A 17,110-nucleotide genomic window follows, 5' to 3' on the forward strand; every position below is an offset into this window, starting at 1 on the left:
CGCGCCGCCGATGAGTTCTTGGAGCTTGTGGGCGTAGACGGGGTCGGGCCTCTCGGGCTTGGCCTCGAACTGCAGCAGCTTCGTGTGACGGAACACGACATTCCCTCCGTCGTCCGGATGGCGGTCGGAGGGGGCTTTCCCGGCAAGCGGACGGTTAACCGCGGCGATCCCGAAGCATCCGCCGGGACACGGCGAGGATCGACAACGCGACCGTCGCTGTGGTAGTTGAACGCGGAACGTTCGAACGCGAGTGGAGCGAATACGTGAGCGATCACCAGGAGCGGGTACCGACCTGCCGGCGGTACCAGTGCGACGAGCCGGCCCTCTGGCGGAGGATGTGCGCGGCTCACTGGGCTCGCTGGCAGAACGGGACCGACCCGCTCGACCAGCCCGGCGACGACGGCCAGGCCCCCGAGGCCAGGGTGTGGCAGCCGCCGTTGCGGGAGACCAGCGTGTCGCGGCGGAAGCCGCCCGGCCGGCCGCTGTAGGACGGCCGGGCGGCCCGGGGCGGGCTCAGAGCGAGCCGACGACCTCGGCCACGGTCACGCCGATCGGCGTGCTGGGGCGGCCGATGAGGGTGCGCAGGTCGTCGGTGGTCTCGGCGAGCAAGCCGGCCTTGATGTCGGCGTCGACCGCCACGAGGAAGCCGGCCAGCGGCTCCGGGAGCCCGGCGCCGGTCAGGGCCTTGACGTGCTCGTCGGCCGGGAGGTCGACGTAGGTGACTTCGCGGCCGGCGGCCTTGCCGATCTCGGCGGCGAGCTCCGCGTTCGACCAGGTGACGTCGCCGGCGAGCTCGTAGATCTTGCCTTCGTGGCCTTCGCCGGTCAGCACCGCGACCGCGGCGGCGGCGTAGTCGGCCCGCGTGGCGCTGGCGACGCGGCCGTCACCGGCGCTGCCCACGAAGCTGCCGGTCCGGGCGGCCTGCTTGATCGTGTCGGCGTAGTTCTCGTTGTACCAGTTGTTGCGCAGGATGGTGGCGGTCAGGCCGGAAGCCTCGATCAGCTCCTCGGTCGCCTTGTGCTCCGGGGCCACGGCGAGCTTCGACGTCGTCGCCTTCGAGGCACTGGTGTAGACGAGGTGCCGGACACCGGCCTGCTTCGCCGCTTCGATGACCGCCTGGTGCTGCGCGACGCGCCGGCCGACCTCGCTGCCGGAGACCAGCAGCACCTTGTCGGCGCCCTTGAACGCGGTGGCCAGGCTGCCGGGGTCGGTGTAGTCCGCGTGGCGGACGTCGACGCCGCGTTCGGCCAGGGCGGCCGCCTTCTCCGGGGTGCGGACCGCGGCGACGACCTGGTCGGCGGGCAGCTTCTCGAGCAGGCCTTCGACGACGAGCTTGCCGAGGTGGCCGGTGGCGCCGGTGACGACGATCATGAGGACTCCTTGAAGGTTCAAGTACCTGACGTCCGCGAGCATGTACTAACTTTTAGAAAGTACCAACTCATTGTTAGTGCCGTCACATCCATTGTGCAAACTCTTGGGTAGTATCGAGGTGTGGACGGACAACGAGACGAGGGCGTGACCGACGCCGAGCACGAGGCGCTGATCGCCGACGTGTTCAGTGCGGCGTGCGCTTCCCGGGCCGTGCTCGAGCACGTCACCGGCCGGTGGGGCGTGCTCGCCCTCGTGGCGCTCAACGACGGCGTGTTCCGGTTCAACGCGCTGCGCCGCCGGGTGCAGGGGGTCAGCGAAAAGATGCTCGCCCAGACGCTGCAGGCGCTCGAGCGCGACGGCTTCGTGCACCGTGAGGCGCGTCCGACGATCCCGCCGCACGTGGAGTACAGCCTGACGCCGTCCGGGCGCGAGGTCGCGCAGCGGCTGCTGGGGTTGATCGAGGTCCTCGAGGCCGGCGTGCCCGAGGTGCTGGCCGCGCGGGCCCGGTACGACGCGGCGAAGGCGGCAAGCGCCTGACGTCGGTCCGTCCTTTTGGCGGAACCCCTTGCGCGGCAAGGCGATCTCGAAAGCGTCGAAACCCCGGCCGGGGTGAACCGGCCGTTGCGCCCGGGTTTCCCGGGAGTTATGTTAGCGCTCACAATCACTCCGCTTGTGCCGTTCCCGCGTGTCGGTGATCGAGGAGGAGGTTGGCACCGTCGCCGGCCCGCGCCCCTGTCGATTCGACGATTTCCGTACCCCAGCGGGAGATCACCCATGGCACGACAGCCGAGATACGCCCGTTCACGCGCCATCGCGCCGGCCCTGTTCGTCGCCGGCACGCTCGTCACCGGCCTCCTCACCGGCGCCGGCACGTCCCAGGCGGCCGCCCAAGGGCCGTGCGACATCTACGCGGCCGGCGGCACGCCGTGCGTGGCCGCGCATTCCACGACCCGCGCCCTCTACGGCGCCTACACCGGTCCGCTGTACCAGGTCCGGCGCGCGTCCGACAGCGCCACGCGCGACATCGCCCCCTTGGCCGCGGGCGGCGTGGCCAACGCCGCGGCGCAGGATTCGTTCTGCGCGGGGACGACCTGCCTGATCACGGTCATCTACGACCAGTCCGGCCGGAACAACCGGCTCACCCAGGCCCCGCCGGGCGGGTTCCAGGGCCCGGCCGCGGGTGGGTACGACAACCTCGCCAACGCCACCTCGGCGCCGATCACCGTCGGCGGCCACAAGGCGTATGGCGTCTACGTGGCCCCCGGAACCGGTTACCGCAACAACAACACCAACGGCGTCGCGACCGGCGACCAGCCCGAAGGCATGTACGCGATCTTCGACGGCACGCACTACAACGGCGGCTGCTGCTTCGACTACGGCAACGCCGAGCGCAACAGCCGCGACAACGGCAACGGCACGATGGAGGCCATCTACTTCGGCAACATCAAGGTCTGGGGCTACGGCTCCGGCAACGGGCCGTGGATCATGGCCGACCTGGAGAACGGCCTGTTCTCCGGGGTCAACCAGCACTACAACGCCAACGACCCGAGCATCAGCCACCGCTTCCTGACCGCCATCGTCAAGGGCGGGCCCAACCGGTGGGCCATCCGCGGCGGCAACGCCCAGTCCGGTGGCGTGTCGACCTTCTACGACGGGGTGCGCCCGAACGTCGCGGGCTACAACCCGATGAAGAAGGAAGGGGCCATCATCCTGGGCATCGGCGGCGACAACAGCATCGGCGCCCGCGGCACCTTCTACGAAGGCGTGATGACGTCCGGTTATCCGTCGGACGCCACGGAGAACGCGGTGCAGGCCAACATCACCGCGGCCGGTTACGCCACCGGTTCCGCGGGGACCGGCCTCACGCCGGGTTCGGCCGTGTCGCTGCGCGCCACCACCGCCTGCTGCACCGACCGCTACGTCCACCACACCGGCTCCACTGTGGACACCGCGGTGATCGGCTCGGGCAGCTCGGCCACGGAGAAGGGCAACGCCTCCTGGACCGTCCGGACCGGGCTCGGCAGCGGGTCCTGCGTGTCCTTCGAGTCGAAGAACGTGCCCGGGCAGTACCTGCGGCACTACAACTACCAGCTGTACCTGCAGGCCAACGACGGCAGCTCGCTGTTCGCCCAGGACGCGACCTTCTGCCCGGAGGCAGGCCGCAGCGGCCAGGGTGCCTCGCTCAGATCGCTCAACTACGCCGACCGGTACGTCCGCCACTACGGCAACATCGTCTACATCGCCGCCAACGGCGGTCCGAACACCTTCGACAACGCCAACGCCTACAGCGACGACATCAGCTGGCTCGTCAGCCCGTCTTGGGCGTCCTGAGCCGAACGGCTGTCACGCGCCCGGCCCGGGCGCGTGACAGCGTCTTCTCCCGTCCCGGCCCCTCGACGAAAGGACGTCTCGGATGCGTTTCCGCCGAACCGCGGTGGTCCTGGCCGTGGCCGCGTCGCTGCTCACCCCCGCGGCGGCGGATGCCTCGCCGCCGGGTCCGGTGACCCTGACGGAGTCCGCTCTGCAGGGCGTGCACGGCACCGCCCCCGACGTCACCGTCCGCAACGTGCTCACCGTGACCGCCGGCGGGACGGCGCTGCGGGTGCGGCTGGGCAACCCGTTCGGCAGCACCGCGATGACCGTGCGCTCGGTGTGGGTCGGGCGGCAGCCGTCGACGGATTCGCCCGCGCTGGTGCCGGGGTCCAACCACCGGGCCACCTTCGGCTTCCGGCACGCGGTGACGATCCCGCCCGGCGCGAGCGTGTGGACCGACCCGCTGCCGCTGCCGGTCCGGCGCGGCGACCACGTCGCGGTGAGCGTCTACGCGCCGGGCGCGCCGATCAACGACCACACCTTCCCGCCGCCGCAGACCTTCACCCCGGGGTCGTTCACCTCGGCCGGGCCAGGAGACGCCAGCGCCGACGAATCGGGCCGCGCGTACGGGCCGTTCGCGCCCGGCGTCCTGTGGTGGGCCGACGCGATCAGCGCCGCCTCGACGGCCCGCGGCACGATCGTCGCCCTCGGCGACTCGATCACCGACGGCTACAACGCCTTCGGCGGCGGCCTGCGCTGGACCGACGTGCTCGCCGAGCGCATCGGGACGCTCCCGCCGGCCCGCCGCCTGTCGGTGGCGAACGCGGGCATCAGCGGCAACACCGTCAGCGTCCAGCCGAACCCGTACGACCCGACCGGCCAGTGCTGCGGCCCGCCGGCGCCGGTCCGGCTCGACCGGGACGTGCTCTCGCTGCCCGGCGTGCGCTACGTCCTGCTCCTGGAGGGCACGAACGACCTCGGCGGGGGCGACAACGCGCCACCGGCCCCGGCGGCGCAGGTCGTCGACGCCATGCGCGGCATCGCCGGGCGGGTGCACGCGGCCGGCCGCCGGATCGTCGGCGCGACGGTCCTGCCGATGTGCAACGCGGCCGGGAGCCCCAAGGAACAGGCCCGGCTCGCGGTGAACGCGTGGATCCGCACGTCGGGGGTGTTCGACGCGGTGCTCGACTTCGACGCCGTGCTGCGCGACCCGGCGGACCCGACGGTGATCCGCGCGGACCGGCGCACCGACTGCTACCACCCCAACGCGGCGGGCGACCGGCTCCTCGGCGATTCGATCGACCTGAAGGTGTTCACCCGCTGAACCCCTGGAGCCCCTGGAACCCCGGGATGCCCGCTACGTGTCGCCCGATGCCGCGGGGCGGCGGCCGGACGCGGGCTTCGGGTCCGGTCTGCCGGACCAGGCGGGACCGGGTTCCGGGGCCGGGCGCTGCTCCCGGGCCCGGGCCCGGCGGCGGCCGAGGACGGTGACGATCAGGTGGTCGATGGGGGACATCGCGGCCTCCCGGCGAGTTCGGCGGGCCCCCTCGGGTTTTTAGCTTCCCGCGTCGCGCAAGCCCGAAACCCGGGGGGCCGGTCAGCGCCTCCGGGCGCCCGTGCTCGACCGCAGCGAGATCGGCGGCTCCAGCAGCGCGTGCCGCGGTTGCGCCTCCGCGTCCGCGATCTGTGCCAGCAGCAGGTCCACCGCCAGCCGCCCGAGTTCCACCGCGGGCACGTCCGCCGCGGTGAGCGGGGGGTGGAAGTCCTCCGCCAGGCGTTCGGCGATCACGCCCGTCAGCGAAAAGTCGCGGGGCACTTCGAGGCCGGCCCGGTGCAACGCGCGCTGGACGCCCGGCAGGGCCGCTTCGTTGATCGTCACCGCCGCCGTCACCGAAGGCCACTGCGTCCGGATCTGCTCGAAGCAGGCCAGGCCCGCCGCCGCTTCGTCCGCGCAGCACACCGTCCGCGCCGTGAGGCCCCGCGCCGCCGTCGCGTCCAGGAACCCCGTTGCCGACCGCAGGGCCGGCCCGTAGCCCGCCGCGACGAGCTCGGCCGAACGGTTGATCAGCACCACTTCCTCGTGGCCGAGGTCCGCCAGGTGGTGCACGCAGCGCGTGATCAGGGCGCCGTAGTCGACGTCCACCCACCAGGACGCCCCGGGGTGCTCGACGTGGCCGATCGTCACGAACGGCAGGCTCGCCTGGCTCAGCCGCTCGACCCGCGGGTCTTCGAGGAGGATCTCCATCAGGATCACGCCGTCGACGCGCCGTCCGGTCACGATGCGCTCGAACGACCGGTCGTGGTCGCCGCCGCTGGGGGAGAGCAGCACGTCGAGGTCGTGGGCGGCGGCCGCGTCGACGACGCTGCCGACGAACCCCAGCTGGACGTCGGTCAGCCGGCGGCTGGCCGGGGGCACGACCAGGCCCAGGGTGCGCGTGCGGCCTTCGGCGAGGGCGCGGGCGCTGGCGTTGGGCCGGTAGCCGAGTTCGGCGATGACGTCGTTGATGCGCTGCACGGTCGCCGCCGACACCGGCCGCTTGCCGCTGAGCGCGTACGACACGGTGCTGCGCGACACGCCGGCCCGCCGCGCGATCTCCCCGATGTTCATGCCACTCCCGACCGTTGTCCAGAACCGGTTCGATCGTAGTACACGCAGTATTGCGCAGGAGCGCTTGCGGGGTTTACGGTGGCGCGGCCTCGGTCATCGAACCGGTTCGATGCCGCGGAGACCGCCTCCAGGTCGTCGCAGGTGCCGACAGGAAGGACCTCCCATGAAGCGTCACCCCCTCATCCGGCTGCTGTCGGCGGCCGTCGCCGCGACGACGCTGGCCGCCTGCTCGTCCGGAGCCGCTCCCACCGGGGCCGGCGGCACCTTCACCGTCTGGGACCCGTACCCGCAGTTCGACGCGAGCTCCGCGTGGGCGAAGGTCGTCGACAAGTGCGGCGCCGACGCCGGGGTGAAGATCGCGCGCCAGGCGTTCGACACGACCGACCTCACCAACAAGGTGCTGCTCGCCGCCCAGCAGAACACCGCGCCGAACGTCCTCGTCGTCGACAACCCGGTCGTCTCCACGCTGGCCGAGGGCGGGGTGCTGAAGTCCAATGCGGACACCGGCCTCGACGCCACGCAGGCCGCCCCGAACCTGCTCGCCGCCGCCGACGTCAAGGGCCAGGTCTACGGCGTCCCGATCGGGGCGAACACGCTCGCCCTCTACTACAACAAGGCCGTGCTGACCGCGGCCGGCGTCGACCCGGCGTCGGTGAAGGACTGGGCGAGTCTCGACGCCGCGCTGGCCAAGGTGCACGCCGCGGGCAAGAAGGGCATCACGTTCTCCGCCATCGGCACCGAAGAGGGCAGTTTCCAGTTCCTGCCGTGGTTCTGGGGCTCGGGCGCGAACCTGACCGACCTGGCCTCCGCCGACGCCGTCTCCGCGCTCGCGCAGTGGAAGTCCTGGCTCGACAAGGGATACGCCCCGAACTCGGTGGTCGGCAACACGCAGACCACCAGCTGGCAGGAGTTCGCGACGGGGGAGTACGCCTTCGCCGAGAACGGCACCTGGCAGCTGCAGAACGCGAAGAAGGCCGGCTTCGACTACGGCGTCCTCCCGATCCCGGCCCGCGCCGGCGGGGCGGCCCCGGCACCGACCGGCGGCGAGTTCGTCACCGTGCCGGTCCAGAGCAGCCCTGAGGCCGAGAAGACCGCGGGCAAGATCGCGTCCTGCCTGACCAGCCCGGCCAACGTGCTCGACTCCGACACCGCGCTGACCTACGTCTCCGCCGTGCCCGCGGTGCAGGAGAAGCAGGTCGCCGCCCAGCCGGAGCTGAAGGTGTGGGTCGACGCGGTCAAGGTCGCGAAGGGCCGCACCGGCGACCACCTCGGCACCCGGTACCCGCGGATCTCCGAACCGCTCTGGGGTGCCGTGCAGGTCGCGCTCACCGGCGCCAAGACGCCCGAGGTCGCCCTCGCGGCCGCGCAGGCGACCGCCGCGTCGGCGAAGTAGGCGGCTCGTGCAGGACATCCGGGAACCGGTCGCCGTCCGTCCGGCCGCGCGAGCGCCCGGGCGGACGGGACGCCGCCGGCCGCAGCTGCTCGCCTGGGCGTTCCTCGCCCCGCTGGTGGCCTACCTCGTGCTGTGCTACGGCTATCCGCTGGTCACGAACATCGACCTCAGCCTGCGCAACTACACGGTCCGCACCTTCGTGCACGGCGGGGCGCCGCTGGTGTGGTTCGACAACTACGCGGGCGTGTTCACCGATCCGACCTTCCGCACGGCGCTGCTCAACACGCTCGTCTTCACCGCCGCGTCGCTGCTCTTCCAGTACGGCATCGGCCTCGCGATGGCGGTGTTCTTCGCCCGCCACTTCCGCCTGGGGCCGACCCTGCGCGCGCTGTTCCTCGTGCCGTGGCTGCTGCCGCTGATCGTCTCGGGGTCGACCTGGGCGTGGCTGCTCAACAGCGAGTCCGGAGTGGTCAACGCCGTGCTGGGCTGGTTCGGCGCCGGCCGGATCGACTGGCTGACGTCGCCGTCGTGGTCGCTGGTTTCGGTGATCATCGCCAACATCTGGATCGGCGTGCCGTTCAACCTCGTCGTGCTGCACAGCGGCCTGCAGAACATCCCGGCCGAGGTGTACGAGGCGGCGTCGCTCGACGGCGCCGGCGCGTGGCAGCGGTTCCGGCACGTCACCTTCCCGCTGCTGCGGGGAGTTTCGGCGATCACCCTGCTGCTCGGGCTGGTCTACACGCTGAAGGTGTTCGACGTCATCTGGATCATGACCAGGGGCGGCCCCGGCGGGTCGTCAACCACCCTGGCCACCTGGTCCTACCAGCTCGGGTTCGGCAGCATGCTGCCGCGGTTCGGGCCGAGCGCGGCGGTGGGCAACGTGCTCATCCTGCTGGCGCTGGTCGCGGGACTGCTCTACATCCGCGCGCAGCGCAGGCAGGAGGCCGCGTGATCCGCCGCTGGCGCACCGCGGTGGGGCTGGTGCTCACCGCCGTGATGCTGTTCCCGGTCTACTGGATGGTCAACGTGTCGCTGACCCCGGCCGGGCGGATGCGCAAGTCGCCGCCCGACTGGTTCCCGGCCGCGCCGACGTTCGAAGGCTACGAGCGGGTCCTGCGCGAGCAGCTCCCGTACTTCGCCACCAGCCTGTTCGTCGCGCTGGGCACCGTGGCGCTGACCCTGGCGCTGGCCGCGCCTTCGGCGTACGCGCTGGCCAAGCTCCGCCCGCGCGGGCACCGGGCGCTGGGTTTCGTGCTGCTGGTCGCCCAGATGATCCCCGGCATCATCATGGCGCTGGGGTTCTACGGGGTCTACGTCTCGCTCGGCATCACCAACACCGCCTGGGGGCTGGTCCTCGCCGATTCGACGATCGCGGTGCCGTTCGCCGTGCTCATCCTGACCTCGTTCATGGCTTCGGTGCCGGACGAGCTCGTCCAGGCGGCCACGATCGACGGCGCGGGCGCGGTACGCGCCTTCTGGTCGGTGGTGCTGCCCGCGAGCCGCAACGGGGTGGTGACCGCCGGGCTGTTCTCGTTCCTCTGGGCCTGGTCGGACTTCGTCTTCGCGGCGACGCTCGACGGCGGCGGCTCGATGCGGCCGCTGACCCTGGGTATCTACCGCTACATCGGCAACAACAACCAGGAGTGGAACTCCATCATGGCGACGGCGGTGGTGGCCTCCGTGCCCGCCGCCGTGCTCCTCGTGCTGGCGCAGCGGTTCGTCGCCGCCGGCGTCACCGCGGGCGCCGTCAAGGACTGAGCCCCTCTCGGAAAGGACGGCTTCTGTGCCCACGGGCGAATTTTCGCTGCGGGAAATCCCCTTCAGCCACCCGGGATCGTGGTTCGACGTCTCCCCGGTGGTGGCCCAGGCCACCTACGCCGACGACCTGCACCTGGTGTCCCACCGCCACGGCATGCACGCCGTACTGGCCCTCGTCCCGGAAAGCGGCGGGAACCGGGTGGCAGTCCCGGCCACCGCCACCCCGGCCGCGCTCACCTGGGGCGGCGACGACCGGCGGATCACGGCGGCCTTCGCGGCACCCGACGTGCTCCGGGTCGCCGGGCACGGACTGGCGCTGCGGATCCGGGCGGCGGAGCCCACGCTGACCCCGTTCACCGGTACCTACTTCTTCGCCGATCCGGTCGACGGCTCGGCCGTCTTCACCTCCTACGAAACCGGCTGCCGCTACCGGGTCACCGTCCTTTCCGGACACCTGGAGCACGAGGGTGCCGAAGCGCTCGGGACGGCCGAGCGGGCTGTCGTCGTGGACGGCGGTGCCTGGGAGGTGGCGATCGAGGAGCTCGCCGGCGTCCGCGAGCCGTACTCGGCGGCCACCGCGTTCGGCGACGTGGTCGCCGCCGCCGGGACCGCGTTCGCTTCGTTCGCCGATTCCGTGGCGCCGTGGCGCAGCGAACGCACCCCGGCGGCGGAGCTCGCCTGCTACGTGCTGTGGTCGGCCATCGTGGCGCCCGCCGGGTTCCTCGGCCGTCCGGCGGTGCTGATGTCGAAGCACTGGATGGACAAGGTGTGGAGCTGGGACCACTGCTTCAACGCGCTCGCGCTGGCCGGGGGCCGCCCCGAGCTGGCCTGGCACCAGTTCCAGGTCGTCTTCGACCACCAGGACGACCGGGGCGCACTGCCCGACTCGATCACCCACGCCGAGGTGCTGCGCAACTTCGTCAAACCGCCCATCCACGGCTGGGCGCTGAGCCGCCTGCGCGCCGCCCTGCCCGGTGGCCTGCCCGAACCCGGGCCCGCCTACCGGCAGCTGGCGGCGTGGACGACGTTCTGGCTCGAGCACCGCCGCGTGCCCGGCGCGCCGTTCGCCCACTACGAGCACGGCAACGACAGCGGCTGGGACAACGCGACGCCGTTCGCCCGGCGGCGGCTCGTGCAGACGCCCGACCTCGCCGCGTTCCTGGTGCTGCAGCTGAAGGAACTGGCCGTGCTGGCCGACGGGCAGGGTGATCCCGGCGCGGCCGCGCGGTGGGCAGCCGAAGCGGAGCGCATGCTGGCGGACCTGCTGGGCGAGCTGTGGGACGGCACGAAGTTCGTCAGCCGCTCGGCCGCGACCGGCGAGGTGCAGTCCGGGGCGAGCCTGCTGGAGCTGATGCCGATCGTGCTCGGCGAACACCTGCCACCGGAGGTCCGGGAGAAGCTCGTGGCCGGGCTGGAGGCGCACCTCACCGCCATCGGGCTGGCGACCGAGCGGCCTTCGTCGCCGTACTACGAGGCGGACGGCTACTGGCGCGGCCCGGTGTGGGCGCCGGTCACGGTGCTGATCGAAGACGGCCTCCGGCGCGCGGGCGCGACGGAGCTCGCCGACCGCGTCAGCGCCCGGTTCCGCGCGGTGTGCGAGAAGTCCGGGTTCGCCGAGAACTTCGACGCGCTGACCGGCGACGGCCTGCGCGACCGCGCCTACACGTGGACGGCCGCGGCCTACCTCGTGCTCGCCGCCGGCTCCGAAGCACGCTCGGAGCCTTAGCGGCGCTGCCCGTCAGGCGCGGTCGTGCAGCGTGACGTGGTAGCCGTCGGGGTCGGCGAAGGTGAACGTCCGCCCGAAGGGGCCGTCGATCGGGGCGGCGACGATGGTGTGCCCGTCGGCGGCCAGCGCGTCGTGGATGGCCTGGACATCGGTGGCGTGGAGCCAGATCGCGGCACCGATGCCGGGCCGGTCGGCGGAGTCGAGGTCGGTGCCGGCGACGAGGTCGCGCAGGGCGAAGGCGATCGGCTTCGTCTCGAAGACGACGGCGTGCGGCGGACCGGCCGGCGAGCGGACGAGGCCGAGGTACTGCTCGTAGAAGGCCTGCGAGGCGGCGAGGTCGCGTGCTTGGAGCGAGATGAAGTCGGGTCCGGTGACGGGCATGGCGGGTTGTGCTCCTTCGGTTGTGTCAGGTTCCTGACATGAGCACCGTATGTCAGGAACCTGACAAGAGTCAAGCCGGCGCCGGCCTGCGCGAGTTCCACCTGTCGAACCGCATCGACAATCCGCGGCTCACCGCGATTTCCTGGCGGGCGTGCGAAAACACATCCCGTTTCGATTGAATCGAAGAATTCGTGATCATCGAAATCATCGAAGTATTGCGCCCGGCGTGCCGATCGATGCTGGTCGAATGCGGGTGAATCACACACAGTATCTTGACCGGTACGCAAGCGGCCTGCGATAGTCGTCCCACTCCCGTTCACGCCAAACCGGCGCTGAACAATCCGTCGAAACGATTCGACGCCGAGTCAACCGGGAAAGGACGAACCATGCACAACGTTGTGCGTTCCCTGCTCGTCTCCTTGACCGCGGCCGCCGTGGTGGCGACCACCGCGGGGGTGGCCGAAGCGGCCGCGTGGTCGTCGTCGGACAAATGGGCAACCTGGTCCAACGGCGGCTACACGGTCCGCAACGACGTCTGGGGCAGCGGTGCCGGCCCCCAGACGATCTGGGCGAATTCGTACGGGAACTGGGGAGTGTGGGCGGACCACCCGAACACCGGCGGGATCAAGTCGTACCCGCACTCGGCGAAGAACGTCGGCCGAACGATCGGCTCGCTGCGGCAGGTGTCGAGCAGTTTCAGCGTGAGCCGCCCCGGCGGCGGAGCCTACGAAACCGCCTACGACATCTGGGCGAACAACAACGCGTACGAAATCATGTTGTGGATGAACAAGCAGGGCGCGGTCGGCCCCCTCGGCACCAAGCAGGCAACGGTGAGCGCCGGCGGCCACACCTGGGACGTCTACAAGGGATCGAACGGCTCGAACGCGGTGTTCTCGTTCCTCCGCACGTCGAACACGGACGCGGGCACGGTGGACATCCTCGCGGTGATGAACTGGATCAGGTCCAAGGGCTGGTTCGGCGACGTGACCCTGGGCGAAGTCCAGTTCGGCTTCGAAATCACCTCGTCGTCGGGCGGAATGAACTTCACGTCGAACAGCTATTCCGTAACGGCATCCTGACCCAGCCGCCCCGCCCCTCGTTCCAGTCGCAGTCGACGGGCGAGGGGCGGGGAACCCATTCAAACCCGCAACGAATCGACAACAAGATCGAGCATCCGCCCGATGCGTTCGGAATCACGCTCATCGGCGGTGGCCAAGAACGCCCCCAGCACCAGCAACGTCACATCCTCGGGATCAACCCTGCGCAACGTCCCCGCCTCGACGCCGGCCTCGAGAATCTCCCCGATGGCACCGGCAATCCGCCGCCGGGTGACCGGCGTGGCAATACGCCCCGACGCCACGCTGGCCCGGAAAACATCCCCCATCCCCAGCTTGGTCGCCACAAAAGCGGCATACCGATCCATCCAGGCCCGGAGAGCTCGCTCCGGCCCGAGCTCGGAGAGCAAACCCGGCGCACTCCCCGTGACGTCATCGAGTTCCGCGGCATAAACGGCCTCGACCAGCGCCTCGCGGGTGGGGAAGTGCCGGTAGAGCGTCCCGATCCCGACCCCCGCCTCCCGGGCGACAGCTTCCAGCGCGACCCCGCCGCCGGCGGCGAACGCGGCCCGGGCGGCGGCGACGAGCTTGTCCCGGTTCCGGCGCGCGTCGGAGCGTACCGCGCGGGCAGGTTCAGGCGAGGGCGAAGGCGAAGACAAAACGGAGGCACCTCCGGTTGTGCTACGGTCGGCTTAGCGGAGGTTCCTCCGCTTAGTCATCATCGCACGAGAACGGGGACACCCATGCCTTCCACCCCTCGCGGCGCGCTCGCCGGCCGGATCGTGACCCGGGTCGGCTACGGAGCCATGCAGCTCGAGCGCCTGCACGACGACCGCCCCGCCGCCGTCGCCCTCCTGCGCCGGGCGGCCGAGCTCGGCGTCGACCACGTCGACACGGCCGAGTTCTACGGCAACGGCTTCGTCAACGACGTCGTCCGCGAGGCCGTCGGAGCCGACGTCCTGGTCGCCACCAAGGTCGGCGCCGACCCGGCCCCCGGCGACCCGATCCCGCTCCGCCTGGCCCAGCGCCCGGAGCAGCTGCGCGCGAGCGTCGAGGACAACCTGCGTTCGCTCGGGCTGGACCGGATCCCGCTGGTCAACCTGCGCCGCGCCGACCGGCGCCCCGGCCTGGTGGCCGAGGGCGACCAGCTCGTCGACCTCGACGACCAGCTCGCCGTGCTGACGGCCCTGCGCGACGCGGGCAAGATCGGCGCGATCGGGCTCAGCGCGGTCACCCTCGACGTCCTGCGCCGGGCGCTGCCGGCGGGGATCGCCTGCGTGCAGAACGCCTACAGCCTCGTCGGCCGCGACGACGAGGAGATGCTCGAGCTGTGCATCGCGGAGGACATCGCCTGGGTCCCGTTCTTCCCGCTGGGCGGCGCGTTCCCCGGCGTGCCGAAGGTCACCGACGAGCCGGCGGTCCAGGCGGCGGCCCGGGCCACCGGGCACACGCCGGCGCAGATCGGCCTGGCGTGGCTGCTGCACCGCGCCCCGAACATCCACCTCATCCCGGGCACGGCGAGCGCGACGCACCTGGAAGCCAACCTCGCTGCGGCGGACATCACCCTCGACGGCGAGACCCTGGCGGAGCTGGCCGCGATCCCGGTCCGGTCGATGGAAGCCGAGCTGCGCTGAGGGCTGGTTTCGGCAGGGGCCGCGTGGTCCCGCGGGGGCGGGCAAGTCCGGCGGTGTGCGCGCGGCTGGTGGTGGCGTGGGCTTGGGCGCGAGCCGGGCGATTCCGGCGGGAATCGGCACCCTTCGTGCGGCCGTCTCCCGAGGGTGCTCAATCCTGCGCCGGGTCGCCGGTCAACGCCGCGGCGGTTGTGGTGAGGTGGCGGGTCAGCGCCTCGGCCGCCGCGTCGGCGTCGCGGGCCAATGCCGTCCGCTCCAGCAGGGCGTGCTCCGCGAGGTGGTTCCGGCCCGGGGTGCGCTGGGCCGACCAGCGGCGGGCCAGCTCGCTCGCCGTCCACAGGCGGTCGAACGTCTCCAGCAGCACCGGGTTGCCGCAGCCCTCCAGCAGCGTGCGGTGGAAGATCCGGTGGGCTTCGGCCCACTCGCCGCTGTAGTGGCGGCCCTCGCCGGGCGGGGTGCGGGCCAGGCGGTGGTGCGTGGCCCGCACCCGGGCCTCCCACTCGAGGTCGCCGCGCTCCAGGGACAGGCGCAGCACCAGCGGTTCGACCGTCCGGCGGGCCTCGGCGACCTCCTGCCAGCGGCGGTCGGAAAACGCCGGGACCGCGAAGCCGCGGTTGGGCAGGCGGTCGGCGAGACCGTCGCCGACCAGTCGCACCAGTGCCTCGCGCACCACGGCGAGGCTCACTCCCTGCTCCTTGGCCAGGTCCTGCGGTTTGAGGGCCTGGCCGGGCGCGTACCGCCCGCGCATGATCGCGTCCCGCAGGCGCTCGTAGGCCTGCTCGGACAGCATGGGCCGGCCGGGTGCAGCAGTCACCCCCTCAGCATAGACGATCCGGCAGATAATCGATTATCAGTGCTATGGTCGATGACGGATGCTCCCCAGCCCGGAAGAAAGTGACCCGATGAACGACCCCTTCGCCCGCTTGCCCGAGGTGCCCTCCTTCACCGTCACCAGCACCACGATCGCCGACGGCGCCACCCTGCCGCCCGAGCACCGTTCGGGAACGGACCGCTCGCCGCAGCTGTCCTGGAGCGGGGCCCCGGCGGGCACGAAGAGCTACGCCGTCACCGTCTACGACCCCGATGCCCCGACCGGCTCCGGCTTCTGGCACTGGGCCGTCGCCGACATCCCGGCCACCGTCACCGAACTGCCCGAAGGCGCGGGCGACGCCGGCGGCGCCGGCCTCCCGGAAGGCGCGTTCCAGCTGCCGGGCGACACCCGCGAAGCCCGCTTCGTCGGCGCGGCCCCGCCGGCCGGGCACGGCCCGCACCGCTACTTCTTCGTGGTGCACGCCCTCGACACCGCGTCGATCGGCGTCCCCGCCGACGCCACCCCGGCCGTGCTCGGCTTCACGATGGCCGGTCACGTCCTCGGCCGCGCGGTGCTGAGCGCGACGGCGGAAACCCCGGGCGAGGACACCGAACGCCTCGAGGTTTCCCGGGTCGTCCCGGCACCCGCCGACGCCGTCTTCGCGGTCTTGACCGACCCGGAGGGACACGTGGACATCGACGCGTCGGGCATGCTCATGGCCGCCGAGGGCCGTCCGGTCGAGCGGGCGGGCGACCGGTTCGTGGTGCACATGGACCGGGAAGCCCTCGGTGACGTGCCCCTCGGCCGGTACGACGTCGAGGTCGTCATCACCAAGTTCGTCCCGGGCGAGGAGATCGCCTGGACCGTCGAGGGCCGGACCGGGACGCACGTCCGCCACATCTACGGCTACCGGCTGGAGCCGGCCGAGGGCGGCACCCGCGTCACGTCCTACTACGACTGGTCGGAGATCGGCGAGGAGTGGAAGCGGCGCCTCACCTTCCCGGTCGTTCCCGAGTCCGCCCTCAAGGCCACCCTCGGCATCCTGGAACGCACCGTCCGCCGTCGCCTGGCCAAAAGCTAGCCGGTCGCCTGGATCCGGCCAGCCGGCGTACCGTGGCCGCATGTACACGGTTGCGGTGCTGGCTCTGGACGACGTGATCGCCTTCGACCTGGCCACGCCGATCGAAGTGCTCGGCCGGGTCCGGCTGCCGGACGGCCGCGGGGGCTACCGGGTGGTCGTCGCCGGCCCGGAGCCGGTGGTCGGGGCCGGCCAGGTGCGGCTCGCCGTCGAGACCGGGCTCGACGAGGTCGAACGCGCCGATCTCGTAGTCGTCCCCGGGCGGAACGACCCGCACCGGCCGGCCCCGGACGGCGTGGCCGACTTCCTGCGGGCCGCGGTGGCGCGGGGAACGCGGGTCGCGTCGATCTGCGTCGGGGCCTTCACCCTGGCCGAGGCCGGCCTGCTCGACGGGCAGCGGGCCACCACGCACTGGCTCGCCACCGACGAGCTGGCCCGCCGGTACCCGGCCGTGCAGGTCGACCCGGACGCCCTCTACGTCGACAACGGCCAGATCCTGACGTCGGCGGGCGCGTCGGCCGGCTTGGACATGTGCCTGCACCTGGTGGAGCGCGACTACGGCGCGGCGGTCGCCGCCGACGCCGCGCGGCTCGCCGTCGCACCGCTGCAGCGCACCGGCGGGCAGGGCCAGTACATCCTGCGCAACCGCCCGACCTACCAGACCGCGACGCTGGAGAAGGCCCTCGGGTGGATCGAGGAGAACGCCCACCGCCCGCTCACGCTGGCCGACATCGCCGACGCGGCGGGCATGAGCACCCGGACGCTGACCCGGCACTTCCACGCCGAGACCGGGCAGAGCCCGATCCAGTGGCTGGCCGGGGTGCGGATCCGGCACGCCCAGGAGCTGCTGGAGCTGACCGACCACACCGTCGACCGGATCGCCGGGCAGGTGGGGTTCCCGTCGCCGAGCAACTTCCGGGTCCAGTTCGCCCAGACCGTGCGGGTCAGCCCGAGCGCGTACCGGAAGACGTTCCGGTCGCGGTAG

Annotated in this window: 20 protein-coding genes; 13 read left to right on the forward strand and 7 right to left on the reverse strand. The window is 71.8% G+C overall.

The window, feature by feature from the left end:
- A partial coding sequence (locus tag ACWEGE_RS24250; RefSeq protein WP_449662892.1) for a manganese catalase family protein occupies positions 1 to 96 on the reverse strand: 96 nt, incomplete at its 3' end.
- A gap of 167 nt (positions 97 to 263) precedes the next feature.
- Between ACWEGE_RS24250 and ACWEGE_RS24255 the strand changes: the two genes are divergently transcribed.
- Positions 264 to 488, forward strand: coding sequence for a hypothetical protein (locus ACWEGE_RS24255; RefSeq protein ID WP_449662730.1), 225 nt, complete (start codon positions 264 to 266; stop codon positions 486 to 488).
- A gap of 25 nt (positions 489 to 513) precedes the next feature.
- On the opposite strand, the gene ACWEGE_RS24260 is transcribed toward ACWEGE_RS24255, so the two are convergent.
- Positions 514 to 1,371 (reverse strand): SDR family oxidoreductase, encoded by an 858-nt coding sequence (locus ACWEGE_RS24260; RefSeq protein WP_449662731.1) that lies wholly within the window; start codon positions 1,369 to 1,371, stop codon positions 514 to 516.
- Positions 1,372 to 1,515: 144 nt separating this feature from the next.
- Here ACWEGE_RS24260 and ACWEGE_RS24265 point away from each other — a divergent pair, with 144 nt between their 5' ends.
- From ACWEGE_RS24265 to ACWEGE_RS24275, 3 genes are all read left to right on the forward strand, one after another.
- Entirely contained in the window at positions 1,516 to 1,908 is a 393-nt protein-coding gene (locus tag ACWEGE_RS24265) for a winged helix-turn-helix transcriptional regulator (RefSeq protein WP_449662893.1), read from the forward strand.
- A 237-nt stretch (positions 1,909 to 2,145) separates the two neighbouring features.
- Positions 2,146 to 3,702: an alpha-L-arabinofuranosidase B gene (locus ACWEGE_RS24270; protein WP_449662732.1), complete on the forward strand. Its 1,557-nt coding sequence runs from the start codon at positions 2,146 to 2,148 to the stop codon at positions 3,700 to 3,702.
- Between the two features lie 82 nt (positions 3,703 to 3,784).
- The gene (locus tag ACWEGE_RS24275; protein ID WP_449662733.1) at positions 3,785 to 5,008 is read left to right on the forward strand and encodes a GDSL-type esterase/lipase family protein; all 1,224 of its coding nucleotides are present in this window, start codon (positions 3,785 to 3,787) and stop codon (positions 5,006 to 5,008) included.
- 33 nt (positions 5,009 to 5,041) lie between these two features.
- On the opposite strand, the gene ACWEGE_RS24280 is transcribed toward ACWEGE_RS24275, so the two are convergent.
- Positions 5,042 to 5,200 carry a hypothetical protein gene (locus ACWEGE_RS24280; RefSeq protein ID WP_449662734.1) on the reverse strand — a complete coding sequence of 53 codons (159 nt, stop codon included), beginning with the start codon at positions 5,198 to 5,200 and terminating at the stop codon, positions 5,042 to 5,044.
- Between the two features lie 81 nt (positions 5,201 to 5,281).
- Positions 5,282 to 6,343 (reverse strand): LacI family DNA-binding transcriptional regulator, encoded by a 1,062-nt coding sequence (locus ACWEGE_RS24285; RefSeq protein WP_449662894.1) that lies wholly within the window; start codon positions 6,341 to 6,343, stop codon positions 5,282 to 5,284.
- Positions 6,344 to 6,455: 112 nt separating this feature from the next.
- Here ACWEGE_RS24285 and ACWEGE_RS24290 point away from each other — a divergent pair, with 112 nt between their 5' ends.
- The 4 genes from ACWEGE_RS24290 to ACWEGE_RS24305 are packed head-to-tail and all read left to right on the forward strand — an operon-like array spanning position 6,456 to position 11,169.
- A complete protein-coding gene (locus ACWEGE_RS24290) occupies positions 6,456 to 7,685 on the forward strand; it encodes a sugar ABC transporter substrate-binding protein (RefSeq protein WP_449662735.1) in 1,230 nt (409 codons plus the stop codon).
- A 7-nt stretch (positions 7,686 to 7,692) separates the two neighbouring features.
- Positions 7,693 to 8,637, forward strand: a complete 945-nt coding sequence (locus tag ACWEGE_RS24295; RefSeq protein ID WP_449662736.1) for a carbohydrate ABC transporter permease — start codon at positions 7,693 to 7,695, stop codon at positions 8,635 to 8,637.
- Positions 8,634 to 9,443, forward strand: coding sequence for a carbohydrate ABC transporter permease (locus tag ACWEGE_RS24300; RefSeq protein WP_449662737.1), 810 nt, complete (start codon positions 8,634 to 8,636; stop codon positions 9,441 to 9,443). The genes ACWEGE_RS24295 and ACWEGE_RS24300 overlap by 4 nt, the downstream gene beginning before the upstream one ends.
- A gap of 25 nt (positions 9,444 to 9,468) precedes the next feature.
- Positions 9,469 to 11,169, forward strand: a complete 1,701-nt coding sequence (locus tag ACWEGE_RS24305; protein ID WP_449662738.1) for an amylo-alpha-1,6-glucosidase — start codon at positions 9,469 to 9,471, stop codon at positions 11,167 to 11,169.
- Positions 11,170 to 11,181: 12 nt separating this feature from the next.
- Here the strand turns inward: ACWEGE_RS24305 and ACWEGE_RS24310 are convergent, their stop codons facing one another.
- The gene (locus ACWEGE_RS24310; protein WP_449662739.1) at positions 11,182 to 11,550 is read right to left on the reverse strand and encodes a VOC family protein; all 369 of its coding nucleotides are present in this window, start codon (positions 11,548 to 11,550) and stop codon (positions 11,182 to 11,184) included.
- A 38-nt stretch (positions 11,551 to 11,588) separates the two neighbouring features.
- Here ACWEGE_RS24310 and ACWEGE_RS24315 point away from each other — a divergent pair, with 38 nt between their 5' ends.
- Positions 11,589 to 11,729: a hypothetical protein gene (locus ACWEGE_RS24315; protein WP_449662740.1), complete on the forward strand. Its 141-nt coding sequence runs from the start codon at positions 11,589 to 11,591 to the stop codon at positions 11,727 to 11,729.
- A gap of 207 nt (positions 11,730 to 11,936) precedes the next feature.
- Positions 11,937 to 12,629: a glycoside hydrolase family 12 protein gene (locus ACWEGE_RS24320; protein ID WP_449662741.1), complete on the forward strand. Its 693-nt coding sequence runs from the start codon at positions 11,937 to 11,939 to the stop codon at positions 12,627 to 12,629.
- Between the two features lie 59 nt (positions 12,630 to 12,688).
- On the opposite strand, the gene ACWEGE_RS24325 is transcribed toward ACWEGE_RS24320, so the two are convergent.
- Positions 12,689 to 13,264, reverse strand: coding sequence for a TetR/AcrR family transcriptional regulator (locus tag ACWEGE_RS24325; RefSeq protein WP_449662742.1), 576 nt, complete (start codon positions 13,262 to 13,264; stop codon positions 12,689 to 12,691).
- Between the two features lie 84 nt (positions 13,265 to 13,348).
- Here ACWEGE_RS24325 and ACWEGE_RS24330 point away from each other — a divergent pair, with 84 nt between their 5' ends.
- Complete coding sequence (locus tag ACWEGE_RS24330) at positions 13,349 to 14,239, forward strand: aldo/keto reductase (RefSeq protein WP_449662743.1); 891 nt, start codon at positions 13,349 to 13,351, stop codon at positions 14,237 to 14,239.
- 148 nt (positions 14,240 to 14,387) lie between these two features.
- On the opposite strand, the gene ACWEGE_RS24335 is transcribed toward ACWEGE_RS24330, so the two are convergent.
- Positions 14,388 to 15,026, reverse strand: a complete 639-nt coding sequence (locus ACWEGE_RS24335; protein WP_449662895.1) for a GntR family transcriptional regulator — start codon at positions 15,024 to 15,026, stop codon at positions 14,388 to 14,390.
- A gap of 112 nt (positions 15,027 to 15,138) precedes the next feature.
- On the opposite strand from ACWEGE_RS24335, the gene ACWEGE_RS24340 reads away from it, so the two are divergent.
- Both ACWEGE_RS24340 and ACWEGE_RS24345 read left to right on the forward strand, forming a co-directional pair.
- The gene (locus tag ACWEGE_RS24340; protein WP_449662744.1) at positions 15,139 to 16,128 is read left to right on the forward strand and encodes a YbhB/YbcL family Raf kinase inhibitor-like protein; all 990 of its coding nucleotides are present in this window, start codon (positions 15,139 to 15,141) and stop codon (positions 16,126 to 16,128) included.
- A 40-nt stretch (positions 16,129 to 16,168) separates the two neighbouring features.
- Positions 16,169 to 17,110 (forward strand): GlxA family transcriptional regulator, encoded by a 942-nt coding sequence (locus tag ACWEGE_RS24345; RefSeq protein ID WP_449662745.1) that lies wholly within the window; start codon positions 16,169 to 16,171, stop codon positions 17,108 to 17,110.

It is taken from the genome of Amycolatopsis sp. NPDC004747 (assembly GCF_053601335.1).